At 71.9% G+C, this 23,459-nt stretch carries 25 protein-coding genes and 1 pseudogene; 12 read left to right on the top strand and 14 right to left on the bottom strand.

All coding sequences use genetic code 11. From position 1 onward, the window contains the following. Positions 1–71: 71 nt before the first annotated feature. Positions 72–2,375, top strand: a complete 2,304-nt coding sequence (locus H4696_RS23360; RefSeq protein ID WP_086855898.1) for a transketolase-like TK C-terminal-containing protein — start codon at positions 72–74, stop codon at positions 2,373–2,375. Here H4696_RS23360 and H4696_RS23355 read toward each other — a convergent pair. After that, on the bottom strand, positions 2,372–2,968 hold the full coding sequence (locus H4696_RS23355; protein ID WP_086855899.1) for a hypothetical protein: 597 nt from the start codon (positions 2,966–2,968) through the stop codon (positions 2,372–2,374). The two genes, H4696_RS23360 and H4696_RS23355, sit on opposite strands and share 4 nt — an antisense overlap. Before the next feature lie 80 nt (positions 2,969–3,048). Next, positions 3,049–3,987 carry a hypothetical protein gene (locus H4696_RS23350; RefSeq protein ID WP_086855900.1) on the bottom strand — a complete coding sequence of 313 codons (939 nt, stop codon included), beginning with the start codon at positions 3,985–3,987 and terminating at the stop codon, positions 3,049–3,051. A gap of 371 nt (positions 3,988–4,358) precedes the next feature. Between H4696_RS23350 and H4696_RS23345 the strand changes: the two genes are divergently transcribed. Continuing rightward, a complete protein-coding gene (locus H4696_RS23345) occupies positions 4,359–5,078 on the top strand; it encodes an AfsR/SARP family transcriptional regulator (RefSeq protein ID WP_086855901.1) in 720 nt (239 codons plus the stop codon). Between the two features lie 9 nt (positions 5,079–5,087). On the opposite strand, the gene H4696_RS23340 is transcribed toward H4696_RS23345, so the two are convergent. Further along, a complete protein-coding gene (locus H4696_RS23340) occupies positions 5,088–6,677 on the bottom strand; it encodes an SMI1/KNR4 family protein (RefSeq protein ID WP_192782495.1) in 1,590 nt (529 codons plus the stop codon). A 94-nt stretch (positions 6,678–6,771) separates the two neighbouring features. On the opposite strand from H4696_RS23340, the gene rlmN reads away from it, so the two are divergent. Together rlmN and H4696_RS23330 are read left to right on the top strand one after the other, a co-directional pair. Beyond that, on the top strand, positions 6,772–7,878 hold the full coding sequence (gene rlmN, locus H4696_RS23335; RefSeq protein WP_192782494.1) for a dual-specificity RNA methyltransferase RlmN: 1,107 nt from the start codon (positions 6,772–6,774) through the stop codon (positions 7,876–7,878). A 32-nt stretch (positions 7,879–7,910) separates the two neighbouring features. Beyond that, positions 7,911–8,177, top strand: coding sequence for a hypothetical protein (locus H4696_RS23330; RefSeq protein WP_086858205.1), 267 nt, complete (start codon positions 7,911–7,913; stop codon positions 8,175–8,177). A gap of 89 nt (positions 8,178–8,266) precedes the next feature. On the opposite strand, the gene H4696_RS23325 is transcribed toward H4696_RS23330, so the two are convergent. Beyond that, positions 8,267–9,721 carry a nitronate monooxygenase gene (locus H4696_RS23325; protein ID WP_211299651.1) on the bottom strand — a complete coding sequence of 485 codons (1,455 nt, stop codon included), beginning with the start codon at positions 9,719–9,721 and terminating at the stop codon, positions 8,267–8,269. A 197-nt stretch (positions 9,722–9,918) separates the two neighbouring features. Between H4696_RS23325 and H4696_RS23320 the strand changes: the two are divergent. Next, positions 9,919–10,071 (top strand): annotated as a pseudogene (locus tag H4696_RS23320) (dual-specificity RNA methyltransferase RlmN); the annotation flags it as partial. 32 nt (positions 10,072–10,103) lie between these two features. Beyond that, entirely contained in the window at positions 10,104–10,370 is a 267-nt protein-coding gene (locus H4696_RS23315) for a hypothetical protein (RefSeq protein ID WP_086858204.1), read from the top strand. Between the two features lie 9 nt (positions 10,371–10,379). Here the strand turns inward: H4696_RS23315 and H4696_RS23310 are convergent, their stop codons facing one another. From H4696_RS23310 to H4696_RS23300, 3 genes are read right to left on the bottom strand one after another with little or no spacing between them, the layout of a single operon-like run. Next, positions 10,380–11,477, bottom strand: a complete 1,098-nt coding sequence (locus H4696_RS23310; protein WP_086858199.1) for an MAB_1171c family putative transporter — start codon at positions 11,475–11,477, stop codon at positions 10,380–10,382. Next, positions 11,474–12,004, bottom strand: coding sequence for a hypothetical protein (locus tag H4696_RS23305; RefSeq protein WP_086858198.1), 531 nt, complete (start codon positions 12,002–12,004; stop codon positions 11,474–11,476). The genes H4696_RS23310 and H4696_RS23305 overlap by 4 nt, the downstream gene beginning before the upstream one ends. A 59-nt stretch (positions 12,005–12,063) precedes the next feature. Then, positions 12,064–13,314: a hypothetical protein gene (locus H4696_RS23300; RefSeq protein WP_192782493.1), complete on the bottom strand. Its 1,251-nt coding sequence runs from the start codon at positions 13,312–13,314 to the stop codon at positions 12,064–12,066. 100 nt (positions 13,315–13,414) lie between these two features. On the opposite strand from H4696_RS23300, the gene H4696_RS23295 reads away from it, so the two are divergent. Further along, positions 13,415–14,533, top strand: coding sequence for an FAD-dependent oxidoreductase (locus H4696_RS23295; protein WP_086858194.1), 1,119 nt, complete (start codon positions 13,415–13,417; stop codon positions 14,531–14,533). Here the strand turns inward: H4696_RS23295 and H4696_RS23290 are convergent. Together H4696_RS23290 and H4696_RS23285 are read right to left on the bottom strand one after the other, a co-directional pair. Further along, positions 14,530–15,417 (bottom strand): intradiol ring-cleavage dioxygenase, encoded by an 888-nt coding sequence (locus H4696_RS23290; protein WP_086858193.1) that lies wholly within the window; start codon positions 15,415–15,417, stop codon positions 14,530–14,532. The genes H4696_RS23295 and H4696_RS23290 overlap by 4 nt on opposite strands. A gap of 82 nt (positions 15,418–15,499) precedes the next feature. Beyond that, complete coding sequence (locus H4696_RS23285; RefSeq protein WP_086858192.1) at positions 15,500–15,931, bottom strand: MerR family transcriptional regulator; 432 nt, start codon at positions 15,929–15,931, stop codon at positions 15,500–15,502. A 24-nt stretch (positions 15,932–15,955) separates the two neighbouring features. Here H4696_RS23285 and H4696_RS23280 point away from each other — a divergent pair, with 24 nt between their 5' ends. Next, entirely contained in the window at positions 15,956–17,311 is a 1,356-nt protein-coding gene (locus H4696_RS23280; RefSeq protein WP_086858191.1) for an MFS transporter, read from the top strand. On the opposite strand, the gene H4696_RS23275 is transcribed toward H4696_RS23280, so the two are convergent. Beyond that, entirely contained in the window at positions 17,286–17,570 is a 285-nt protein-coding gene (locus tag H4696_RS23275; RefSeq protein ID WP_086858203.1) for a ubiquitin-like small modifier protein 1, read from the bottom strand. The two genes, H4696_RS23280 and H4696_RS23275, sit on opposite strands and share 26 nt — an antisense overlap. Positions 17,571–17,572: 2 nt before the next feature. Continuing rightward, the gene (locus H4696_RS23270) at positions 17,573–18,655 is read right to left on the bottom strand and encodes a sialidase family protein (protein ID WP_086858190.1); all 1,083 of its coding nucleotides are present in this window, start codon (positions 18,653–18,655) and stop codon (positions 17,573–17,575) included. Positions 18,656–18,821: 166 nt separating this feature from the next. Between H4696_RS23270 and H4696_RS23265 the strand changes: the two genes are divergently transcribed. After that, entirely contained in the window at positions 18,822–19,190 is a 369-nt protein-coding gene (locus H4696_RS23265; RefSeq protein WP_086858189.1) for a YciI family protein, read from the top strand. Positions 19,191–19,245: 55 nt separating this feature from the next. Beyond that, positions 19,246–20,070, top strand: coding sequence for an NAD(P)H-binding protein (locus H4696_RS23260; protein ID WP_086858188.1), 825 nt, complete (start codon positions 19,246–19,248; stop codon positions 20,068–20,070). 13 nt (positions 20,071–20,083) lie between these two features. On the opposite strand, the gene H4696_RS23255 is transcribed toward H4696_RS23260, so the two are convergent. The 3 genes from H4696_RS23255 to H4696_RS23245 are packed head-to-tail and all read right to left on the bottom strand — an operon-like array spanning position 20,084 to position 21,683. Continuing rightward, positions 20,084–21,046 (bottom strand): NAD(P)-dependent alcohol dehydrogenase, encoded by a 963-nt coding sequence (locus tag H4696_RS23255; RefSeq protein ID WP_086858187.1) that lies wholly within the window; start codon positions 21,044–21,046, stop codon positions 20,084–20,086. Then, complete coding sequence (locus H4696_RS23250; RefSeq protein ID WP_086858186.1) at positions 21,043–21,267, bottom strand: helix-turn-helix transcriptional regulator; 225 nt, start codon at positions 21,265–21,267, stop codon at positions 21,043–21,045. Before H4696_RS23250 ends, H4696_RS23255 begins: the two co-directional genes overlap by 4 nt. Then, positions 21,261–21,683, bottom strand: a complete 423-nt coding sequence (locus H4696_RS23245; RefSeq protein ID WP_143265017.1) for a hypothetical protein — start codon at positions 21,681–21,683, stop codon at positions 21,261–21,263. The genes H4696_RS23250 and H4696_RS23245 overlap by 7 nt, the downstream gene beginning before the upstream one ends. A 133-nt stretch (positions 21,684–21,816) precedes the next feature. Here H4696_RS23245 and H4696_RS23240 point away from each other — a divergent pair, with 133 nt between their 5' ends. After that, complete coding sequence (locus H4696_RS23240) at positions 21,817–22,167, top strand: YciI family protein (protein WP_086858185.1); 351 nt, start codon at positions 21,817–21,819, stop codon at positions 22,165–22,167. 4 nt (positions 22,168–22,171) lie between these two features. Further along, positions 22,172–23,413, top strand: a complete 1,242-nt coding sequence (locus H4696_RS23235; RefSeq protein WP_086858184.1) for an RNA polymerase sigma factor — start codon at positions 22,172–22,174, stop codon at positions 23,411–23,413. Positions 23,414–23,459 lie beyond the last annotated feature (46 nt).

The following is a 23,459-nucleotide window of genomic DNA, read 5'->3' as shown; positions in this document are numbered from 1 at the left end:
ATCGGCATCGGTTGTGCGAAGCGTTCACCAGTGCTGTTCTGGGGGTGCTTCCTGCACGAAAGGTGTCGACGATGACTCAGGCCACCCCGGCGGCTCCGGCGACGGGCACGCTCGCCTCCATTGAGCAGCGGGTGCTGTGGCTCGCCACGGCGATCGTGCACCAGGCCAACCGCGTCCGGCCCAACCCGTCCGGGCTGAAGGTCGGTGGCCACCAGGCGTCGTGCGCGTCGCTCGTGTCGATCATGACGTCGCTGTGGTTCCGGCACCTGCGGCCCGAGGACCGCGTCTCGGTGAAGCCACACGCGTCGCCGGTGCTCCACGCGATCAACTACCTGCTCGGCGAGCTCGACGAGGCCTACCTGCCGACGCTGCGCGAATTCGGCGGCCTGCAGAGCTACCCGAGCCGCGCCAAGGACCCCGACCCCGTCGACTACTCGACCGGCTCGGTCGGCATCGGCGCGACCGCCCCGATCTGGGGCGCGCTGGCCCGCCGCTACCTGACCGCCCGCGGTTCGTCCGCGGGCACCGGCCGCCAGTACTCGCTGGTCGGCGACGCCGAGCTGGACGAGGGCGCGATCTGGGAGGCCATCCTCGACCCGGGCGTCGCGGAGCTGGGCGAGATCGTCTGGATCGTCGACCTCAACCGCCAGTCGCTCGACCGCGTCGTGCCGAACATCGCGGCGGGACGGCTGCAGGGCATGTTCGACGCCGCCGGCTGGCAGGTGCTGACGCTGAAGTACGGGCGGCTGCTGGAAGAGCTGTTCACCCGGCCCGGCGGCGCGGAACTGCGCACGCGGATCGACGAGATGCCGAACCCGGAGTACCAGCGGCTGCTGCGCTGCGACGCCGCTCAGGTCCGCGACCGGCTGCCCGCGGGGAACGCCGCGCTGGCGTCGTTGGTCGCCTCGCTCGACGACGAGACGCTGCTGGCCGCGATCCGCAACCTCGGCGGCCACGACCTCGGCTCGCTCGACGACGCCTTCGCGTCCATTTCGGACAGCCGGCCGACGGTGATCTTCTGCTACACCGTCAAGGGCCGCGGCCTCCCGACGCAGGGGCACCCGCAGAACCACTCGTCGCTGCTGACCGTCGCGCAGATGGAAGAGCTGGCGTCGTCGCTGGGGACGGACCTCGCTTCGCCGTGGGAGGGCTTCGCGGCCGACTCGGCTGAAGCTGCGTTGTGCGCCGAAGTCGCTTCGCGCCTTAGCCGCCCCGACATTCCTTCGCTGCCTTCGCTGGAGCTGCCCGCCGACATCGGGCGCACGCCGTCCGGGACCGCCACGACGCAGGCGGCGCTGGGCCGCGTCCTGCTCGACCTGACGCGCGAAGCGCCCGAAGCGGCGAAGCGCGTGGTGACGGTCAGCCCCGACGTCAGCTCGACGACCAACCTCGGCGGCTGGGTCAACAAGGTCGGCGTCTGGTCGGCCACCGAGCGCCACGACTGGTTCGAAGACGACCCCGAAACGATCATGCACTGGCGGGAGAAGCCCACCGGCCAGCACGTCGAGCTGGGCATCGCCGAGACGAACCTGGTCGGCCTGCTGGGCGAGCTCGGCGCCACCTGGAGCCGGTGGGGCGAACCGCTGCTGCCCATCGGCGTCATGTACGACCCGTTCGTCGAGCGCGCGCTGGAGCCGTGGTCGTTCGGTATCTACGCGGGCGGGCAGTCGATCCTGATCGGCACGCCGTCCGGCGTCACGCTCGCCCCGGAAGGCGGCGCGCACCAGTCGATCACCACGCCGTCGATCGGCATCGAGCAGCCCGGCTGCGTCAGCTACGAACCGGCGTTCGCGATCGACACCGAGTGGACGCTGCTGGCCGCGCTCGGCCGGCTCGGCAAGCCGGGCGGCACGTCGTCGTACTTCCGCCTCTCGACCCGCCCGGTCGACCAGACGCTGGCCGCGGTGCCCGCCGACCCGGCGGCGCGCGAACGCCGTCGCCGCCAGGTGGTGGCGGGCGCGTACCTGCTGCGACGGGCTTCGGCGCCTTCGGTCACCCTCGCGGCGATGGGTGCGCTGGTCCCGGACACCCTGGCGGCGGCCGAGCGGCTGGCCCAGGTCGGCATCGAGGCCGATGTCGTCTGCGTGACCAGCCCCGGCTTGCTGTTCGAGGCGCTCCAGGCCCGTTCCGGCCGGGGAAGCGGCGAGTCGTGGATCCTCGACCAGGTCTTCCCGGCTTCGCGGGCGAAGCCGCTGGTCACGGTGCTCGACGGCCACCCGCACACGCTGGCGTTCCTCGCCGGGGTCAACCGGGTCCCGTCGGTCGCGCTGGGCGTCACGGGCTTCGGCCAGTCGGGCTCGCTCGAGGACGTGTACCGGTACCACGGCATCGACACCGACGCGATCATCCGGGCCGCGCTGGACGTGACCGCCTAAGCGAAGGTGGCGCCGGCGAGGAGGGTGTCCATCTTCTGGTCCCAGCCGGGGAAGGCCCCGTACTGAACGACGAGGATCTTGCTCGTCGGCAGCCACCACATCCGGACCTGGTTGTTCTGCGTCTCGTCCTTGCAGGTGACCGCCCACCGGCCGTACTCGGCCTTCTTCGGCCCGATCGGCTTGAAGCCGGACTCGAGGAGGTTGCTGCCGGTCGCTTCGGCGGCCTCCCCGGGCGGCGACGCGGCCGTGATGCACGTCGGCACGTCCGTGCCGGTGTACCAGCCGAAGGGCCGCTTCGCGCTCGGCAGGTTGATCGGCGCGTTCGGGTCCGACGTCGCTTCGCGCAGGTCCAGCAGCCGCGCTTCGCAGACCGTGGTGCCTTCGGCGACACAGCCGTCGAGCAGGCCGTCCTGGCTGTGCTCGGTGTAGGTCGCGCCCACCGGCAACGTCACGCGCATGGTCCCGACGACCGCTTGCGGCCCCGCGGCCGCCGTCACCGTCGGGACGGGCTGGGCCTGCCCCGCGGTCGATGTGCTGCAGGCCGCGGCGCTCAAGAGCGCCACGAGGACCAGGACGCTGTGCCGGAAGGACACGGGCTCACCTCTTTCGTCGGACCTCGGACGCCCGGGCGGCCCGTCCGGTTTCACCGTAAAGGCCGCCCGTGCGCCGCGGATCAGGCGGCCGCCGTCGCGGTGAGCGAGACGTAGCCGGCGTTCAGCTGCGCGAACGCCTCGAGCGTGAACCCGGCGAGCTGGTCGACGACGGCCGGGTTCCGCAGCAGCAGTCGCGTCTGGTTCCCCCGGATCGCGGAGAGCTTCGGCTTCTCGGAGTACACGATGCTGACGCTGTTTCCGCCCGCCGCCTTCACGTCGACCTGGATGTCCTGGTACACCCCGGTGAGCTTCGAGGTGATCTTGGCCAGGAGCTGCTGGACACTGACCGCCGCGGTCAGCGCCGCGATGATGGTCACGATCGCCTTCGTGTCGACGTAGAGCGAACTCACCCGCGGCGTCGTCCACTCGCCCTTGCTGTAGAGCCGGGCCGCCGAGTTCACCTCGGTGAGGTCGATCTCGATCGCGTTGGACCGCGCGGTGCTGAACATCGTGCTGGTGGTGACGTTCTGCTCGAACCAGACCTGCACGCACTCCACTGGGGTCAGCACGTCCGAGCCGGTGACGATGGCCTTCTCGGCCACGTAGATCGGGCTGGTCGACGTGCTGCCGTCGAGGTTGGTCGAGAACGCGCACAGCCCGGGGTGGATCGTGCCGTAGTCGTTGACCAGCGTGATGCCGGTCGCCGGGCCGCCCGAGGAGGACTCCCCGAGCACGCCGCTCGAGTCCAGCACCGACTCGTCACCCAGGCCGATCGAGACCCGGTTCGTCGAGACCTTCACGCCGACGCTGCTCTCGAACTTGTTGCTGCCGAACAGCTCGTACAGCGGCTGCCACGAGAAGGTGTTGTCGGCGAGGTACTTGTCGGCCGACTCCCACACCACGTTGTAGGTGTCGTTCACCTTCTTCGCGAAGCACAGCTGGTAGCCGTTCTTCTTCAGGGTCTCCAGGTCCTCCGCGGCGATCTGGATGTCGACGCTCTTGAGCTGTCCGTCCGTCATGGTTTCCGCTCCTCGGTTCGGGCTGGGCCGGTGCGGCCCTCGGCACCGACCTTCCGGGGTCGCCGTCGCGCGGACGTCGGTTCCGCGTGCCGCGCGCCGTCGGGCGTCACACGATGGGCTAAACCGGGGCGGACCAGTGCCGTTGGGCCATTGGCGACCCGGGGCGCGCGTTCCCCGGGGAGTCCGGCGACGCGCCGTCGCGGCCCGGTCCCGTCCGGGTGACCAGTCAAGCCCGCGCACGACTGAGGGGCGCCGGCGCGGGCACGGCGGTCCGGACGCGGCGTGAGAGGGCGGCGAGACGCCCCGGAGACACCGCCGGTGCCATGCTCGGAGACCGGCGAACGACGCCGGCGCCAGACGAGGGGACCGCGATGGACGAGGGCGACAGACCCGGCGTGGAATTGGTGCTGCTGGGCCGGTTCGAGCTGCTGGACGGCGGCGAGCGGATCGCGCTGCCGCGGGCGGCGCAGCGCCTGCTGGCGTTCCTGGCAGTACGCGACGGCGCCGCGGTGAACCGCAACGCGGCGGCCGAGCGGCTGTGGCCGGAGAGCCGCCGCCAGCGCGCGGCGGCCAACCTGCGCCAGGCGCTGTGGCACGTCCGGCGCTCCACGGCCGCCCCGGTCGTCGAGACCCCGGTCGACCACCTGCGGCTGGCCCCGGCGCTCCCGGTCGACTTCCGCGGTGCGCTCGACGCGGCCCACCACGTCGTCGGCGCTTCGGCCCGCCCGGCGCCGGAGGGGCTCGTCGACGCGCTGTCCCGCGACCTGCTGCCCGACTGGACCGAGGACTGGCTGGCCCCGGAACGGCAGCGCTGGGAGCAGGTCCGCCTGCACGCGCTGGAAGCGATCGCCCAGCACCTGATCACGGCCGGCGCGCACCTGGCCGCGCTGGAAGCGGCGTTCACGGCGATCGGCATCGACCCGGTCCGGGAAAGCGCTCACCGCACGGTGATCGCGGCCCACCTGGCCCAGGGCAACGGCGGCTCGGCGCTGCGGCACTACCAGCACTACCGGGCGCTGCTGCACCGCGAGCTGGGCGTGCGCCCGTCACCGCACATGACGCGGCTGGTCGCGGCGCAAGGCGCGATGTGAAGCACGTCGTCAGTGACGCCCGGGCAGCACGGCCGAGAACTCGGTCACCGGGCCCGCCCGGCCGGCTCCGAGCGCGGACCGCAGCTCGGCCATCTCCGGCAGCGTCGTCCGCCCGGAGACGAACAGCGCCGCGAGGCGGGGCAGGGGACGGCCGAGGTCGAGCAGCCGGCGGACCTGCCCGGCGTCGAGCCCCAGCACGCGCAGGCCGGGGAGATCGGCGACCTGGCCGAGGTCCGGCACCGTCGAGCCGGCGAGGTGCAGCCTCGCCAGCCGGGGCAGCGTGCGCAGCACCCCCAGGTCGAGCGGTTCCTGAACGCCTTCCAGCTGCAGGTCCCACAGCACCGGGTGCGCGGCGAGCCCGGCGAGGTCGGCGCTTCCGGCCTCGAGCTGCACCGATTCCAGCGCGCCGAGGCCGCCGACGGACGCGGTGACGGCGGCGGCGCGGTTGACGCTCAGCCGCCGCAACGACGTCAGCGGGGCGAACACGGCCAGGTCGACGTCGGCGGCGTCGTTCAGGTAGACCTCCTGCACCAGCTCCCGGCCGGGCAGCCCGGCCACCACCGACGGCAGGTCCAGCTCGGCCGCCTTCGAGACCACCTCGTTGTACGACCGCTCGGCGGCGTCGCGGAGATCCGTCTCCGCGACCAGGTACTGCCCGCCCGGGTCGTCGAAGCGCCCGGCCCGCAGCGCTGTCACGACTTCGGTCAGCATGGCGGTGATCGACGTCGCCACGTAGCGCAGCGGGCCGTAGATGTCGCGGCCGTACTCGAGGACCTGGCCCGCGTGCCCCCGCGCGGCGGGGTCGACGTCCACCGCGAGGTAGTTCATCGCCCGGTCCCCGCCGAAGGTGATCCACCAGTCGTTGCGCGACAGGCGCTTCACGTGGCCGAAGGGCACGGTCTCGAACACGACGCCGTCGTCGTCCAGCGCGTCTTCCCAGCCGTAAGAACCGGGTGCGCCCTCGAGGTAGTTGTCGACGACGCGCTCCAGCGGGTCGTGGGAGTAGGGCCCGAGCAGGCCGGTCTCCCGGGGATCGCCGTCCGCCACCAGGTACAGCGCCCGCAGGTCCTCGGGCAGCCGGACGCCCATGCGCGCCTCGGCGCCGGCCAGCTCCGCTTCGGTCTTCCCCGCGGGCCACGGGGGAGCCGTGCCTTTGATGCGGGTGTAGGCCTCCGCGTACTGGCCGGTGAGCCGGAAGACCTCGGCGCGCACCCGGGGATCCGTCGGCGCGCCGGTCGGTTCGGCGGCCGCCGGGCGCGGCAGCCCCGGCAGAGGGTGCCCGGGATAGCGGAAGTCCGGGTCGAAGACGAGCTGCCCCGGCGAGACGGCCGTGAGGTCCGGCCGGGCGGTGAAGCTGTAGGTCCCCGCGACGTCGAGCCGCACTTCCAGCACGGCGGGCGGCAGCTCGAACAGCCGCCTCGCGATCGACGTGTAGTCGACGCGAAGGGAGTCCCGCACGTCACTCCACGCCGTGCACGAGACGGACCCGCCGGTGTGCCGCAGCTGGAGCGTGGCGTTCGTCCAGCCGGCTCCCGCGCCCGCGCGCAGGGCTTCGGCCATCGCCTCGGCGATGCCGGCGTCGCTTTCCCCCGGATTCATGCCGAGAGGCTACCGAGCTGGGGTGTGACCCGGCGGACACCCGGCCGGGGCGGGCCGGGCGGGGGTTTCGGGGGCGTGGGACACTTAACCGGTTATGACTGCCCTCCCCCTCGTTTTCGACGCCCCCAAGCGCGGCCTCCCGCCGCGCCACCTCGCCGACCTTTCGGTGGCCGAGCGCGCCGCCGCCGTGGCCGAGCTGGGGGAGAAGCCGTTCCGGGCGAAGCAGCTGTCGAACCACTACTTCTCCCGTCTCACGGTCGACCCGGCGGAGATGACGGACATCCCGGCGGCGTCCCGCGAAAAGCTGGTCGCCGACCTGATGCCGACGCTGCTGACCGAGGTCCGCGCGTTGGCGGCCGACAACGGCGCGACGCGCAAGACGCTGTGGCGGGCGCACGACGGCACGCTGCTGGAGAGCGTCCTGATGCGCTACCCGGACCGCGCGACCCTGTGCATCTCGAGCCAGGCGGGCTGCGGCATGGCCTGCCCGTTCTGCGCGACTGGCCAGGGCGGGCTTGATCGAAACCTGTCGACGGCGGAGATCGTCGACCAGGTCCGCTCGGCGGCGGCGGTCATGCGCGACGGCACGATGCCGGGCGGCCCCGGACGGCTGTCGAACATCGTCTTCATGGGGATGGGCGAGCCGCTGGCCAACTACAAGCGCGTGGTGGCCGCGGTCCGGCGGATCACGGATCCGGCGCCGGGTGGGCTGGGGATCGGGCAGCGGTCGGTGACGGTGTCGACCGTGGGGCTGGCGCCGGCGATCCGGAAGCTGGCCGATGAGAAGATGCAGGTTCGGCTGGCGGTGTCGTTGCACACGCCGGACGACGAGCTGCGGGACACGCTGGTGCCGGTGAACGAGCGCTGGTCGGTCGATGAGGTGCTCTCCGCCGCGCGGTACTACGCCGATACTTCTGGTCGTCGGGTCTCGATCGAGTACGCCCTGATCCGGGACATCAACGACCAGCCGTGGCGGGCCGAGCTGCTCGCGAAGCGGCTGCGCAAGCACCTGGGCCAGCTGGTCCACGTCAATGTCATCCCCTTGAACCCGACGCCGGGTTCGAAGTGGGATGCGTCGCCGAAGCCGGTGGAGCGGGAGTTCGTGCGGCTGGTCAACGCCGGCGGAGTAGCGTGCACGGTGCGTGACACGCGCGGCCAGGAGATCGCCGCGGCTTGCGGTCAGCTCGCCGCCGAAGGCTGAGTTTTCCTTTCAGTGATGGAGTGTTTGTCGTGATGTATGCCCCCAGCCTGCTGGACCCGGCTGCGGAGGAGCTTCGGCTCGCGGACTTCACCGGCGCCACGGACGTCGCCCGTGAGGCGCGGACGTTGCTGGGTGAGCGGTTCAGCTCGGTGACGTTCATGTACGTGCTGATGCGGGCGTTCGAGGTGGAGTACACGGCGGCGTGCGACGCGTCGCGGTGGCACGAGTTCCACGGTGGGCCGCGGGCGCTGTCGGATGCTGACCTGGAGAAGCTGCTCGCGCCGTGGCTTGACCGCTGATCATCGAACCAGCCGTCCGAGGCGTGCGTCAGTGACTTCGTTGGCGCGGGACCCGAACAGCTCGAAAGCCGACCGATCAGCGGACTGCGTCACAGTGTTTGGTCGCCGAGCAGATAGCTGACAACAGCCTGGGCGGTGTAGGTGCGGTCGCCGGCGGGCAGCTGCGCGATGAGGTCGTGTACCGCGGTGTAATCGGCGCCGGTGGTGACGATCGCGGGCTCGGTGTAGCCACTGGGACGTTGCTGGGCGAAATCGGCGGTGGCCAGCAGTGCGTTGCACAAGCAGCGCCGGCCGACGGTGTTCGCCGGTCGTCCGCCGTGGCGTTGGTAGACCGCCGTGGGTTCGGACGGGCACCGGTAGCCGATCGTGCCGTCGGGTTTGCGGTAGGCGGAACGCAGCACGCCGAGGTCGCAGACGCGCTGCCGGTCGGCGTAGACCTGTTCGTCGGAGAGGGTGCCCGCCAGCTGGGCGACCTTGAACGGGAAGCCGGTGGGTGAAACGCGGGCGTCGGTGCGGACGTCGACCTGTCCTCGGGCCGCCTGGTCGAGCAGGCGGTACTTGTACTCGTCGGCCATGCCGGACTCGCGGCACAGGGCGAACGCGGTGCCGACCTGCACTCCGGCCGCGCCGCCGGCCAGCGCGTCGGTGAGGCCGGACGGAGTGCCGTACGAGCCGGCCATCCAGAACGGCAGGCCGATGCCGGCCATTTGCCGTGGTTCCACGATGTCCCGGTCGTCGTAGAGGGGTTGCCCCTGTGCGTCGAGCCGGCGTGGTCCGCGGGGCGGTGCGTTGTGACCGCCGGCGGAGTGGCCCTCGACCACGAATCCGTCGGGCCGCGTGGTGGGATCGGCGGCCAGCGCGGTGGCGAGGTCGACCGAGGCCACGATCGCGTCGAAGCGTGGCCGGCGCAGCACCGGCCGGTCGTCGATGGCGAGGTCCCGCGGGTCGAAGTGGATGGCGAAGTCGCCGTCGGCCGAGGTGGCGCCCTGGACCCGGACCGGCAGGGTGACCGGTTCGTGGCGGGCCAGGCGGTCCAGGAGGAGGGGCAGGTCGGCGGGGTTGCCGGCGCCCATCAGCACGTGGTCGACACCGGCCAGCATCGCGCCGTAGCAGGCGAACGGGATCGGCAGTTCGATCTTGCGCAGGTAGTTGATCCCGACCGGCCCGTCGTGGTTTTCCTTGGCCAGGAACACCTCGACGAAGTTCGCTGCGATGGTGAGCTCCCGCAGTGCGGCCGACGGGTTCAGGGTGAACCGCGGCACCGGCCGGTACCCGGCCCGCGGGGTTTTGCCGTCCGGGACGTAGTAGGTGCGCAGTATCCGGTCGGCGGCTCCGGGCAGGGGGAAGTGCGCCAGCGCACGGCGGACGTGGCCGCCGGGGTCGCCTTGCTGCAGCCGGCGTGCGCACACGATTTCGAGAGCGGTGCCCGAGACGACTCCCAGTTGGCCGGTCCGGGACACCGCTCTGGCCAGCGGCCAGGACGAGATCGCCACCCCCATGCCACCCTGGATGATCCGAGGCGTGCCGGAATCGTCGGTAGTCACGATCGGTCTCCTCATCGGCAGTCCTGAAGCCGGCCGCGGACAGCCCTTGAACGCCGTCCGTCCTGGTCGCCCGGCTCTCACCGTGACGAAGACGGCCTGTCCTCGGCAGGGCCGAAGTGCTCCTGGGCGTCAGGACTTACGTCTCCGGGTACTGCGTGGTTCGCTGCGGGCGGAAGCGGGCAGCGCGTTTCGCCACACCGACGCCGGGTTCGAAGGGGGATGCGTCGCCGAAGCCGGTGGAGCGGGAGTTCGTGCGGTTGGTGAACGCCGGCGGAGTAGCGTGCACGGGGCGGGACACCCGCGGCCAGGAGATCGCCGCCGCCTGTGGGCAGCTTGCTGCCGAGGGCTGAGTTTTCCTTTCGATGATGGAGTGTTTGTCGTGATGTATGCCCCCAGCCTGCTGGACCCGGCTGCGGAGGAGCTTCGGCTCGCGGACTTCACCGGCGCCACGGACGTCGCCCGTGAGGCGCGGACGTTGCTGGGTGAGCGGTTCAGCTCGGTGACGTTCATGTACGTCCTGATGCGCGCCTTCGAGGTGGAGTACGCGGCCGCGTGTGACGCCGCGCGGTGGCACGAGTTCCACGGTGGGCCGCGGGCGCTGTCGGACGCGGATCTGGAGAAGCTGCTCGCTCCCTGGCTCGTCCGCTGACCTACCGCGTCACGCGGTGACCGTCCCCAGCGACTCCGAAAGCGCGACCAGCTCCCGGACGTCGTCGTCCAGGCCGCCGCCCTCCGGCACCGCGACCGGCATCCCCGTGTCCGGGACCGGTTCACGGCGGGCGTGGGCGCGCAGCGCTTCGGTGAGCCGCGTGGCCAGCGAACCGTCGTGCGGCAGGTGGGCGAGGTACGGGCTGATCCGCACCAGCCCGTCCCGGCACTCGATGACCCGGCGGTAGTAGCGGCGGTGCACGCCGAACACGCTCAGGGCGTCCCGCCACGGGCTCGGCGCGGTCCGGCTCAGCGCGTCCTCCGGGAACGCCTCGTGCAGTCGTGTCCACAGTGGACCGAGCCGGTGGTAGGTGCGCAGGTGCCGCCACCACACGCGGGTCGCGGCCAGCCGGGTGGCGACGCCGGGGTAGGACAGGCCGACCACGAGCAGGATCGCGCTCGGGAACACCAGGAAGACCGTGGCCTGCACCAGCAGCGCGGGGATCGCCGCGCCCGCCCAGTGCACCAGCACGACCGCGACCAGCGTCGCCCCGCCCACCGCGCCGAAGGCGAAGCCCACGGACGCGATCAGGAGCCCGCGGGCCAGCCGGGGTGCGGCGCCCCGGGCGTAGCGCCGGGCGAGGAAGCACGCGCTCGCGATGCCGTAGGTCAGGTACAGGTCGGCCGCGAGGTAGAAGACCGAGACGCCCGCGCGCGGGTACGTCGACGGCGGGCCGCCGGGCATGAGCACCGCCACGGCCGCCATCACCAGGATCGTGGTGCCCAGCGGCACCGCTTCCCACCACGCCCGCCGCCGGGCGCGGGCGGGCGGCAGCGCCGAGAACAGGAAGAAGCACATCAGGGAGTAGACGAGCCCGCAGAGGAAGACGTGCTGGAACAGCAGCGGCACGATCGCCCCGGGGTCCGGCTGGTTCACGTCCCCCGCCAGGAGGCCGAGGGGGAAGGACGCCGCGAAGCAGGCCAGGCAGGCGGTGACCATCCAGCGCGCGATGTTCTCGGGTGCGCGGCTGAGCTGGTAGAGCTTCCACAGCAGAGCGGGGTAGAGGATGACCCCTTGGACGACGAGCAGTGCGATCTTGCTGTTCACAGCCACCCCAGCCGTTCGCCCAGTGCGTTCTCGATCCGCTGCGCGGTGTCCTCGTCCGACGACGCCGGCGCGACCAGGTCCAGCACGGACGCCCATTCCAGGATGATCGTCGCGACCGTCTCGGCTTCCCGCTCGTGGTCGCTGTCGTAGGAGGTCCGCAGCAGCGCCCGCCGGACCGGCTCGGGCGTCAGGTCCGGGTGCGGCCCCGGCGGGGTCAGGCCGGCGACCAGGCTGTCGTCCTCCGCGGTGGCATGGTGACCGGCCAGCATGTGGCCCAGCTCGTGCAGGATGATGTGGCTCTGGTGGGCCTTGCTCGTGTCGCGCTGGTAGATGATGTAGTCGGCCCGCTCGGTGGCGATCCACGCGCCGAACGGGCCCGGCACCGGGATCCGGTGCGGGATCAGCCGGATCGGCCGCCCGCGCTGCTCCCCGACGCTCCGGCACAGCTCGACGACGTCGAGCGGGGGCCGGATGCCCAGTTCGTTCAGCAACCGCCGGCAGCGGCGCCGCAACTCGCGTTCCTTCACCCATCACCTTGTCGTCGCCGTGCTCGTCGTTCAGCCCTTTACCGTAGACGACGCCGATCTCACACGTAGAGGCTGCGCGCCGCCGCGTCGGTCAGGCAGAGTGCGGGGATCGCGTGGTGGACGAACTCGAGGTTGTTCACCCGCAGGTCGCCGTCCGGCTGGTGTTCGTCGTAGGTCTGCTGCCACACGTCGTTGCCGTCGCGTGCGTCGAAGGGCAGGTACGCCACTGAAACCCGCTTGTCGGGGGACTCCGCCAGCCCGTGCTTCCCCCGTTTGAGCGGGTTCGCCTTGGCGCCGCCCATGGCGGCGATCATCGGGTCGGCGAAGTCCCCGCGCGGATCGAGGACGAAGAGTTCGTTGAACTCGTCGTTCATGAAGGTTCCCACCTTCGGATCGCGCTTCGCCGCGGCCACGTTGTCGACCAGGAACTTCGCGAGGACGTTGCACCCGCTGCTGTTGGCGGAGATCGCGACGTGGGAGAGGGTGTCGTCGTGGATCGGCAGGATGTCGCCCTGGATCGCGAGCAGGATCTTGCGCAGGGTCGCCGCCGAGTAGAGCTGGTAGTCGCGGAGCTGCTTGGTGGCCTGGTCGAAGACCCGGCTGATCTGGGGCAGCACGATGACGTACGGCTTGTTCGCGTGCCGCAGCTGGTAGGAAAATCCGAAAGAACCCTGCTGCTTCGAAAAGAACGGCATGTCGGCGTCGAAGTTGTCGTCGGACACCAGCCGTGCGTGGTACACCAGCCAGCTCCAGATGTCGTAGTACAGCCAGTCGAACCCGAGCGGCCGGAAGTGGGTGAACAGGTGCTCCTCCGCCAATTGGCCGGGGATGTGCTCGAAGTGCACCAGGAACGGCGGCGGTTTCGAGGTGTCCAAGTCCATCGGGACGGCGACCGCGACGAACCGCGGCTGCCGGACGAAGTCGAGGCCGAGAACGTCCCACTTCGCGAACGCCGATCTCCTGAAGAGCGACGGCTTCAGGAACGGCCAGGAGATCGGTCTCGTGATGTCCGGCAGCGGGAGCGGATCCCAGTTCCGGTTCCGGGCCAGAAAAGGTTTCTTGTCCTTCCGGTTCGCGGTCTGGAGCTGGCCGTCGGCCGCGCCGACGTGATCACCGGCGTCGAGGAGGGCCGGCCGCCGGCCGAGGAGCGGATCGTCACCGAAGCGGGGCAGGCGGGGGTCCGGTTGCTGAGCGCGGAGGAAGTCGAGACGACGGTCGACTTCGACTTCGACTTCGCGCCGGCGGACGGCCGGTTTCCGGTCTCGCTGTTCGTCCTGCTCTTCGGGGACACCGACGTGCCCTGGTGGCACGCCCACTGACCTGCCAGGGCCCTGCCAGGTCCGTGTGCGCCGCCTGCCAGCGGCTCCCGACAAGCTCTGGAACGTAATTCCAGAGACCGAAGGAGCCGCCATGCGCACCCCAGTCACGATCGTCGGCGCCGGGCTCGGGGGACTCACCCTCGCCCGCGTGCTGCACGCCCACGGCATCGAGTCCGTCGTCTACGAAGCCGAAGCGTCCCCGATGGCGCGGCTGCAGGGCGGGATGCTGGACATCCACGACTACAACGGCCAGCTCGCGGTCGAGGCGGCCGGGCTGATGACCGAGTTCCAAAGCTTGATCCTGGAGGGCCGCCAGGCGATGCGGGTCCTGGACGCGAACGGGAAACTCCTGTTCGAGAAGGCCGACGACGGCACCGGCGGTCGTCCCGAGGTGCAGCGGGGCGAGCTGCGGCAGATGCTGCTCGACTCACTTCCGCCCGGCACTGTCCACTGGGGACACAAGGTCGCGGAAGTCCGGCCCGGGCACGAGGTGGTCTTCGCCGACGGGACCACCGTCGAAGCCGCGGTGCTCGTCGGGGCGGACGGCGCCTGGTCGCGGGTGCGCCCGCTGCTGACGCCGGCGACCCCCGAGTACGCCGGGACCGCCTTCGCCGAGACCTACCTCTTCGACGCCGACACCCGGCACACCGCCGTGGCGAAGGCGGTCGGCGGCGGGGCGATGTTCGTCAACGGGCCCACGCCGGGGCAGGGGATCAACGCGCACCGGGAAAGCGGGGACACCCTGCACGCCTACGTCGAACTCGAGCGGCCGCTCGAGTGGTTCGACGCCATCGACTTCGCCGATCCCGCCGCGGCCGCCGCCCGGATCGCGGCGGAGTTCGAGGGCTGGGCCCCGGAGCTCACCGCGCTGCTCACCGCCGCCGATTCCGGGCCGGTGCTGCGCCCGCACCACACCCTGCCGATCGGCTTGCGGTGGGAGCGCGTGCCCGGGGTGACGCTCGTCGGCGACGCCGCCCACCTCGCCGGGCCGAACGGCGAAGGCGCCAACCTGGCCATGCTCGACGGCGCCGAACTCGGCCAGGCGCTCGCCGCGCACCCGGTCGAAGAGGCGCTGGCGGTGTACGAGGAAGCCATGTTCACCCGCAGCGCGACCCCGGTCGACGAGGCGGTCCTCATCGAGAGCGTGTTCGGCGGCGAGATCCCCGAGCAGCTGCTGCACCTGTTCGAGGAGCTCAAGCCGGGCAACTAGCGCGACGGCGGCGGTCCGCCCGGGCCGCCGCCGGCCGCCGGGGTCGTCGTGGTGTCGACGCCGACCTTGAGCGTGACCGTGTAGCCGCTGGTCACGTCGCCGGTCACGGTCCCCAGCTGCAGCGCGCCGCTGTCGTCGCCGAAGACGTTGTCGCTGCTCAAGCTCACCTTCCGGAGGTTGGAGACCGACGCTTCGTACCCCGGTTGCGCGTAGACCGCCTCGCACACGTTCTGCGGCAGCGCGACCTGGGACGTGGCGATCGCCTTCGTGCTGTCGGTGATCGAGGCCTGGTCCGGGTACACCTCGAAGTGGATGTGCGGCCACCGGCCGTCGTAGCAGGCGGGGAAGACGCTGGTGTAGCGCACGCGGCCGCCGGCGTCGGCGAGCTGGACGCCGCGCAGGTAGTTCTCGTCCTGGATCCCTTGCGAGTAAAGGGAATACCGGCCCTCGCGATCACAGTGCCAGACGTACACGGCGACCCCGGCGAACGGCGAGCCGCCCTTGGCCAGGTCCGCGACCACCAGCTCGAGCGTCATCGGGATGCCTTCGGCGGTGCCGCTGCCGGTGCCGAAGCTGGACCGGATGTCGGAGCGGACGACGCCGCTCTGCTCCAGTACGTCGGGCCCGTTGGAGCCGTCGCCCGGGTACGGGCCGGCGGTCTCGTCCGGGATCTCGCCCGACGCCGTTGCCGCGGTCGAGGAGGCAGCCGACGTGGTGGTGGCCGAAGTCCCGCAGGCGGTCAGCACGGCGCCGGCCGCACCGAGGCCGAGGAACCGCAGCGCCCGGCGGCGGCTGAGCAGGGTGGCGATGTCGAAGCCGAGACCCTGGTCGACGACCTCGTCTCGCGGCCGGGGCAGCGGGCGGCCTTCGTAGGTGGGGTTCATGGCTGCCACCTTGCCGCCGGAAGGTTGTCCCGCCTTGTGCGGAAGCTGTGCGGTTGCTGTCAATCGTCCCCGGTGGGCGGTTCTACGCCTGCCCCGGCGCCCAGAGCCCGTCCGCGTCGCCCGCTTCCAACCGGCCCCGGTACACGCCGATCTTGCGGTCGATCAGCTGCAGGTTCTCCTGCAGCTCGGCCAGCTTCGCCAGCACCTCCGCGCGGTGCTCCTCCAGCAGCGCCAGGCGTTCCGGCTCGTTGCCGCGGCCGGCGGCGACCAGGTCGGCGTAGCGGCGCATCGTCTTGATCGGCATGCCCGTGGCGCGGAGCTTGGTGCAGATCTTGATCCATTCGAGGTCGAGCTTGTGGTAGCGGCGGCGGCCGCCGCTCGTGCGGTCGACCTTCGTGACCACCAGGCCCGCGCGTTCGTAGTACCGCAGCGTGTGCGCGCTGACCCCGGTGTGGCGGGCCGCGTCCGCGATGGTCAGCCCCTCGGCGGGGATCGGCGGTTTGACTTCGAGCACGCTCTAAATCCTAGCGTCGATCGCATGAACGTTCCCACCGCTCATCGCCCCGCGCTCGTGCTGGCCGTCTGCTGCGCCAGCATCGTCGTGGTGGTGATGGACATCTCCATCGTCACCGTCGCCCTGCCCGCCATCCGCCGCGACCTCGGCGCGTCCGTCTCCGGTCTGCAGTGGACAGTCGACGCCTACACGCTCGTGCTGGCCGGGTTCCTCGTGCTCGCCGGGTCGGCCGCCGACCGGTTCGGGCGCCGGCGGGTCTTCCAGTGCGGCCTCGCCGCGTTCGGGCTCGGCTCGCTGCTGTGCAGCCTCGCGCCGGGGATCGGCTGGCTGATCGCGGCCCGCGCGCTGCAAGCCGTCGGCGGCACCATGCTCAACCCGGTCGCGATGGCCATCGTCGCCACCACCTTCCCCGCCCCGGCCGAACGCGCCCGCGCGATCGGCGTGTTCGGCTCGATGTCGGGGCTGGCGCTGGCGCTCGGGCCGATCCTCGGCGGCGCGCTCGTCGACGGCTTCGGCTGGCGGGCCGTGTTCTGGGTCAACGTCCCGATCGTCGCCGCCGCGCTCGTGGCCACCGTCCTGGTCGTGCCCGAGTCCCGCGCGCCGCGCGCCCGCCGGTTCGATCCCCTCGGGCAGCTCCTCGTGCTGGTGGTGCTCGGCAGCGTCGTCTACGCGCTGATCGAGTCGCGCCCGCTGGGCTGGACGTCGCCGCTGGTCCTCGGCCTGTTCGCGCTCGCCGCGCTCGGCGTGGCAGGCCTGCTGGTCCACGAACCGCGCCGCGCCGATCCGCTGCTGGAGCTGCACCTGTTCCGCAGTGTCGCGTTCAGCTCGGCGATCCTCATGGCGGTGCTGGCCCTGTGCGGGTTCGGGATCTTCCTGTTCACCGCCACCCAGTACCTCCAGGACGTCCGCGGCATGACGCCGTTGTCCGCCGGGTTGTGCCTGCTCCCCGTCGGGCTGCTGGTGCTCGTGCTGTCGCCGTGCACCGGACGGCTGGTCGGCACGCGGGGCCCGCGGGTGCCGCTGGTCGTCGCCGGGAGCGCGCTCGCCCTCGGCGGCGCCGCGGCCGCGTGGCTCGGCCCGGCGACGCCGCTGCCCCTGGTGCTCGCGGTCTTCCTGCTGTTCGGCGTCTTCCTCGGCACGGTCAACCCGCCGATCACCAACACCGCCGTCTCCGGGATGCCCGGTTCGATGGCCGGGGTGGCCGCTTCGCTGGCCTCCACCGGACGGCAGACCGGCACGACACTGGGCGTCGCGCTCGCGGGCACCGCGCACGGGGTGTGGTGGCTGGTGGCCGGGCTCGGTGCCGGGCTGCTCGCGCTGGCGCTGGTGGGCACCGGCCGCCGGGCCGAGGCGCTCAGCCTCCCGCGACCGACGGGATGATCTGCACCTCGGCGGCATCGCGGAGCACGGTTCCGGTGCCGCCGAGGGCACGGCACTCCTCGCCGTCGACGTAGAAGTTGACGTACCGGCGCAAGCCTGCCTGCTCGTCGCGCAGCCGCCGTTCGAGCGCCGGGTACCGCTTGGCGAGCGCGTCGAGCACAGCGCCCAGGGTGGCCGGCTCGCCGACTTCGACGTCCAGCTTCGCCTCGCCGCCCGCCTTTTCTCGCAGGGTTCCGGGCAGCAGCACGGTGATCCGCACGGTCACACCGTCGCCGCGCGGACGCTCAGCACGTCGGGCAGGTGCGCCGCGACGAGCTGCCAGCTGTCGCCCTCGTCCCGGCTGGCGTAGACGTCGCCGCAGCGCGAGCCGAAGTACACCCCGGCCGGATCGGCGTCGTCGGTGCACATCGCGTCCCGCAGCACGCCCGCCCAGTAGCCGTCCGGCAGGCCGGCGCCGACCGCTTCCCACGACTTCCCGGCGTCCTCGCTGCGGTACACGCGGCAGCGGCCGTCCGGCGGGAACCGCAGGGCGTCGGCGACCAGCGGGAACGTGTAGATCACCTCGGGCCGGTGCGGGTGGACCACGACGGGGAAGCCGAAGTCGCTGGGCAGCCCGTCGGCGATGGACTGCCAGGTCTCGCCGCCGTCGTCGCTGCGGTAGACGCCGTGGTGCACCTGGGCGTAGAAGCGGTCCGGCTCGGCCGGGTGCGTCGCGACCTTGTGCACGCACTGGCCGTATTCGGGGTACGGGTCGGGCACGTGGACGGCCTTGATGCCGGTGTTGCTCGCCCGCCACGACTCGCCGCCGTCCTCGGTGCGGTAGACGCCGCCGGTGGACATCGCGACGGTGACGTGGGCGGGGTCGGCCGGGTGCGGGAGCACGGTGTGGATGGCCTTGCCGCCGCCCCCGGGCGTCCAGTGCTCGCGGTGCGGGTGCTCCCACAGGCCGCGGACCAGTTCGTACGTGCGGCCACCGTCAGTGGAGCGGAACAGCGCGGACGGCTCGGTGCCGGCGTAGACGACGTCCGGCTCGCTCGCCGGACCGGGCACCAGCTGCCACGCCCTGGCCAGGGATTCGCCGGTGTCCGCCGGGAACGCGATCGGCGCGTGGTCCGGCTCGTCCCAGGTCGCGCCGAGGTCGTCGCTGGTGGCCACGCTCGGCCCGAAGTGCTCGCTGGTCACCCCGGCGAGCAGGCGCGGGGTGGCGCGGCGGGTGTCGATGCCGATGGCGTAGACGTCGGTCATCGGGTGGTGCGGGCCGGTCACCTCCCAGGTCTTCCGGTCGTCCCGGCTGGTCGCCAGCCACAGGCCTTTGCGCGTTCCGATCGCGAGTACGACGGGCATCCGGCACCTCCAGTCGATGGTGACGCGCGTCACAGTACTCTGCCCGGGAAAATGTCCGGGAGAAATGTCGAACGCCGTGCGCGGCCGATCGACGCGGGGGTGGAAGGCCGGTCATCGCGTTCGGAAGGCACCGGACCCCGGCCCAGTACGACCAGGGAGCAAGACCATGCGTTTCCTCATGATGCACCGGATCGACGAGAACGACCCGCAGGCGTGGAACCCCAGCCCGGAGTTCATGGAGAAGATGGGCGCCTTCGTCCAGGAGTCGGCCGAAAAGGGCGTCCTGATCACGGCGGAGGGCGTGCACAAGTCGGAGAAGGGCGCGCTCGTGCGCAAGCCGCGCGGCGCCGCGATCCGGGTGACCGACGGCCCGTTCGCCGAGGCCAAGGAGGTCATCGGCGGGTTCGCGCTGATCAACGCCGCGGACCTCGCGGAAGCCGTCGAGTTCGCCCGGCGCTACGTCGAGCTGTTCGACCTGGAGATCGAGGTGGAGGTCCGGCAGGTCGTCGAGTTCGAGGACCTGCCGCAGGGCTGACGCGCGGGCCGGTGGCGCTACGGTGGGCCCAGGACGATCCGTGGGGGGTTCGCACATGTTCCTGGTCACCGGCGCCACCGGCAACGTCGGCTCGGAAGTGGTCGCGGCGTGCAAGGAGGCGGGCGAACCGGTCCGGGCGCTGGTGCGCCGGCCGGACGCGGTGCTCCCGGACGGCGTCGAGGCCGCCGTGGGGAACCTCGACGAGCCGGCCGGTCTCGGCGAGGCGCTCGAGGGCGTCGAAGGGATCTTCCTCCTGCCCGGTTACCAGGACATGCCCGGCATGCTGGCGCTGGCGCGCGAGGCGGGCGTACGGCGGATCGTCCTGCTGTCCGGCGGTTCGGCCGCGCTCGAGGACCTGGACAACGCGGTTTCGCGGTACATGACCCTGGCCGAACGCGCGGTGCGCGCGTCCGGTCTGGACTGGACGTTCCTACGGCCGCGCGCGTTCATGGCGAACGCGCTGCGCTGGCTGCCGCAGCTGCGCGCGGGGGACACCGTCCGCGCGCAGTTCCCGGACGTCGCCGCCGCGTGCGTCGACCCGGCCGACATCGCCGCGGTGGCGGTGAAAGCGCTGAAGGGCGGCCACGAAGGCCGGATCCACGAGCTGACCGGACCGGTCGCGATGCGTCCCGCCGAGCAGGTCGCCGTGCTGGCCGAAGTGCTCGGACGGGACCTTCGCTTCGTGGGGCTCACCGACGACGAGACGCGCGCGGAGCTCGAGGCGAGCATGCCGGCCCCGTACGTCGAGGCGTTCTGGGACTTCTACGTCGGCGGGACGCTCGACGAGGCGACGGTCCACCCGGACGTCCCCGAGATCACGGGCCGGCCGGCGCGCACGTTCGCCGACTGGGCGGCGGCGCACGCCGGCGCGTTCCGCTGACCGGCCGCGGGATTCAGGGGAGCAGGACGACCTTGCCCGCCGCGCGCCCCGCGTGGAGGTGGCCGATCGCGGCGGCGGCGTCGGCGAGGGGATAGGTGCGGTCGAGCACCGGCGTGACCTTCCCGGCTTCGATAAGTTCCCGCAGGGTCTCGAGGTCCGCGCCGCGCTCGCGGGCGACGAGCCCCCGCAGCCGGTGCCGCACGAGCGGGTTCAGCAGCGCCGCCACGAGCACCCGCTGGATGCCGCCGAACCAGCGGCCGCCTTCGCCGCCGACGATCACCAGCGTCCCGCGCGGGGTCAGCGCCCGGCGCAGGCGGGTCAGCGAACGCAGGCCGGCGGTGTCCACGATCAGGTCGTACCGCTCGGCCGCGAAGTCTTCGCGCGTGTAATCGACGACGTGGTCGGCGCCGAGCGCGCGGACCAGGTCCGTCTTGGCGGTGCTGCACAGTCCCGTGACGTGCGCGCCGAAGGCCTTGGCCAGCTGGACGGCGAAGGAGCCCACGCCGCCCGCCGCCCCGATGACCAGGACGCGCTGCCCCGGCCGGACGTCGCCGGCGTCGCGCACGGCCTGCAGGGCGGTGCCGCCGGAGACCAGGACGGCCGCCGCCTGCTCGAACGACAGGCGCGTGGGTTTCGCCGCGACGAGGTCCTGCCCGGCGACGGCGAGTTCGGCGAAGGACCCTTTGCCGATGCCGAACACCTCGTCGCCCGGCCGGAACCGCGTCACGCCGTCGCCGGTCTCTTCGACGGTGCCGGCGAAGTCGAGGCCCCGCACCGGCTGCTTCGGCCGCCTGAACCCGAAACCCAGGAGCCGCAGCAGGTACGGCTGCCCGGTGGTCAGGTGCCACACGCCCGGGTCGACGCCGGCCGCGTGCACCCGCACGAGGACCTCGCCGGCTCCGGGCGACGGTCTGCCGACGTCGCGGAACTCGAGCAGGTCAGGGCTGCCGTAGCGGGATTGGACGATCGCTTTCACGAGGACTCCTCCGGGTACTGGAACACTTCTTCGAGCGGGACGCCGAACACGTGCGCGAGCTGGAACGCCACTTCGAGCGACGGCGAATAGCGGCCCTGCTCGATCGCGATGACGGTCTGGCGGGTGACGCCGATCCGGGCGGCGAGGTCGGCCTGGGTCATCTGGCCGTTGGCGAACCGGAGGGCGCGCAGCGAGTTCGTGACGCGGGTCGGTTTCACCACGGCTGGAAACCCCGGCGGTAGGCGAAGATCCGGGCGGTCGACCCGAGGATCGCCGAGAGCGTGAACGCCAGGTAGACGGCGTTGGCGATCCAGAAGTGCGGCGCCTCGGCCAGCGCCAGCAGCAGCGCGGCGACCGCGCCGGCGATCACGAACGACTGTCCCACGTGGTCGCCGAACCGGCCGATCTCGCGGTCGCGCTGGTCCTTCTCGCCGTCCTTCGAGACCACCGCGGTGAGGATGCTCAGCACGATCGCCGCGACGATGGACGCGCCCACCGTCCAGAGCAGCGCCGCGACGTAGGGGACTTCGGCCAGCGGCCGCCCGCCGGCCCGGCCGAGGACCAGCGTCAGATACACCGCGTAGCTCACCACCGCGGCGAGCCCTTGGATCCAGGCGTTCTTCTCTTCGTGGGTCACCTTCGCCAAGGTAAAACAAACCAGACATCATGTCAAAGTTTCTTGACATGAGAAAATCTTCGGCGAGGGTGTCCAAGGCGGCGCCTGCCGTTCGTAGTGCTCGCGTACGGCAACCGAGACACCGGAGGACACCGTGAAGTACCTGATGCTGATCAACGCCGCCCTCGACGCCGAGGGCGCCCCCACCGGCTGCAGCACGCCCGAGGACTGGATGCTGTTCGACAAGTCCATGAAGGACGCCGGCGTCCACGTCGGCGGCAACTCGCTCGCCGACTTCACCACGGCCGCCGCGGTCCGCGTCACCGAGACCGGCGAGCGGATCGTCACCGACGGGCCGTTCGCCGAGTCCCGCGAGGTGCTCGGGGGCTACTTCGTCATCGACGTGCCGGACTTCGACGTCGCCCTCGACTGGGCGGCACGCTGCCCCGGCGCCCGCGACGGCGGGCACATCGTGGTGCGCCCGCTCGCGTCCTACGGGGACTGACGCCGTGCCGGAGCGGGCGGCCGCGTCGATCGAAGCCGTGTTCCGGGAGGAGCGCGGGCTGCTGCTGGCCGCGCTCGCCCGCCGGTTCGGCGACCTCGACCTGGCCGAGGAGGTGACGTCGGAGGCGATCGAAGCGGCGCTGGTGCACTGGCCGGCCGAGGGCGTGCCGCCGAAGCCGGGTGCGTGGCTGATGACGACGGCGCGGCGCAAGGCCGTCGACCGGCTGCGCCGCGACCAGGCCTACGCGGCCCGGCTCGCGGTGCTGCAGGTCGAGGCCGACCGCGCGGCCCCGGCGTCGGCGCCGGACGGCGGCTTGCCGGACGAGCGGCTCCAGCTGTTCTTCACCTGCGCCCACCCGGCCCTGTCCGCGGAGGACCGCACGGCGCTGACGTTGCGCTGCCTCGCCGGGCTGACCACGACCGAGGTGGCGCGCGCGTTCCTGGTGCCGGGCGCGACGATGGGGAAGCGGATCGTCCGCGCGAAGAACCGGATCCGCACGCTGCGGATCCCGTTCCGGGTCCCGGATCCCGGCGAGCTGCCCGGCCGGCTGCCGGGTGTGCTCCAAGTCGTCTACTCGATCTTCACCGAGGGGTACGCGGCGAGTTCGGGGCCGGACCTGCAGCGCCTCGACCTGGCGGAGGAAGCGATCCGGCTCGCTCGGATCCTGCGCCGCCTGCTGCCGGGCGAACGCGAGGTCGCGGGCCTGCTGGCGCTGATGCTGCTGATCCACGCCCGCCGCGACGCCCGCACCGGCCCGGACGGCGATCTGGTGCTGCTCGACGACCAGGACCGCGCCCGCTGGGACCGCGCGATGATCGACGAGGGCACTCCATTAGTCGAGACCGCGTTGACCGGCGGCCCACCCGGCTTGTACGGCGTCCAGGCGGCGATCGCGGCACTGCACGACGAGGCCCCGGACGTGGCGAGCACGGACTGGCCGCAGATCGTCGCGCTGTACGACGTCCTGCGCGGCCTGGCCCCCTCGCCGGTGGTGGATCTCAATCGAGCGGTGGCGGTGGCGATGCGCGACGGCCCGGCAGCGGGCCTGTCCCTCCTCGACGCTCTGACGGGCGACCCTCGCCTGCGCGAGTACAGCCCGTTCCCGGCCGCCCGCGGCGACTTGCTGACCCGCCTGGGCCGCCACCCGGAGGCAGCCGCCGCCTACCGCGAAGCCCTGTCCCTCGCCGGAACGGAACCGGAACGCGCCCACCTCCGCCGCCGCCTCACCGCGGTCGCAAATCCGTGAATGCCACATTCACGGACACTTGGGACGTGAATGTGGCATTCACGGC

It is taken from the genome of Amycolatopsis lexingtonensis, from assembly GCF_014873755.1.
GTDB lineage: Bacteria > Actinomycetota > Actinomycetes > Mycobacteriales > Pseudonocardiaceae > Amycolatopsis > Amycolatopsis lexingtonensis.
Note: the sequence above shows the minus strand (reverse complement) of the source record. Positions and strands in the feature narration are given on the sequence as shown.

What these genes read in the sequence shown, in the direction of transcription:
- H4696_RS23295 (WP_086858194.1), top strand. Translation starts at nt 13,415, where the DNA reads ATGCGCACCCCAGTCACGATCGTCGGCGCCGGGCTCGGGGGACTCACC.
- H4696_RS23270 (WP_086858190.1), bottom strand. Translation starts at nt 18,655, where the DNA reads ATGCCCGTCGTACTCGCGATCGGAACGCGCAAAGGCCTGTGGCTGGCG.
- H4696_RS23360 (WP_086855898.1), top strand. Translation starts at nt 72, where the DNA reads ATGACTCAGGCCACCCCGGCGGCTCCGGCGACGGGCACGCTCGCCTCC.
- H4696_RS23330 (WP_086858205.1), top strand. Translation starts at nt 7,911, where the DNA reads ATGTATGCCCCCAGCCTGCTGGACCCGGCTGCGGAGGAGCTTCGGCTC.
- H4696_RS23265 (WP_086858189.1), top strand. Translation starts at nt 18,822, where the DNA reads ATGCGTTTCCTCATGATGCACCGGATCGACGAGAACGACCCGCAGGCG.
- H4696_RS23315 (WP_086858204.1), top strand. Translation starts at nt 10,104, where the DNA reads ATGTATGCCCCCAGCCTGCTGGACCCGGCTGCGGAGGAGCTTCGGCTC.
- H4696_RS23260 (WP_086858188.1), top strand. Translation starts at nt 19,246, where the DNA reads ATGTTCCTGGTCACCGGCGCCACCGGCAACGTCGGCTCGGAAGTGGTC.
- H4696_RS23340 (WP_192782495.1), bottom strand. Translation starts at nt 6,677, where the DNA reads ATGAATCCGGGGGAAAGCGACGCCGGCATCGCCGAGGCGATGGCCGAA.
- H4696_RS23345 (WP_086855901.1), top strand. Translation starts at nt 4,359, where the DNA reads ATGGACGAGGGCGACAGACCCGGCGTGGAATTGGTGCTGCTGGGCCGG.
- H4696_RS23350 (WP_086855900.1), bottom strand. Translation starts at nt 3,987, where the DNA reads ATGACGGACGGACAGCTCAAGAGCGTCGACATCCAGATCGCCGCGGAG.
- H4696_RS23280 (WP_086858191.1), top strand. Translation starts at nt 15,956, where the DNA reads ATGAACGTTCCCACCGCTCATCGCCCCGCGCTCGTGCTGGCCGTCTGC.
- rlmN (WP_192782494.1), top strand. Translation starts at nt 6,772, where the DNA reads ATGACTGCCCTCCCCCTCGTTTTCGACGCCCCCAAGCGCGGCCTCCCG.
- H4696_RS23290 (WP_086858193.1), bottom strand. Translation starts at nt 15,417, where the DNA reads ATGAACCCCACCTACGAAGGCCGCCCGCTGCCCCGGCCGCGAGACGAG.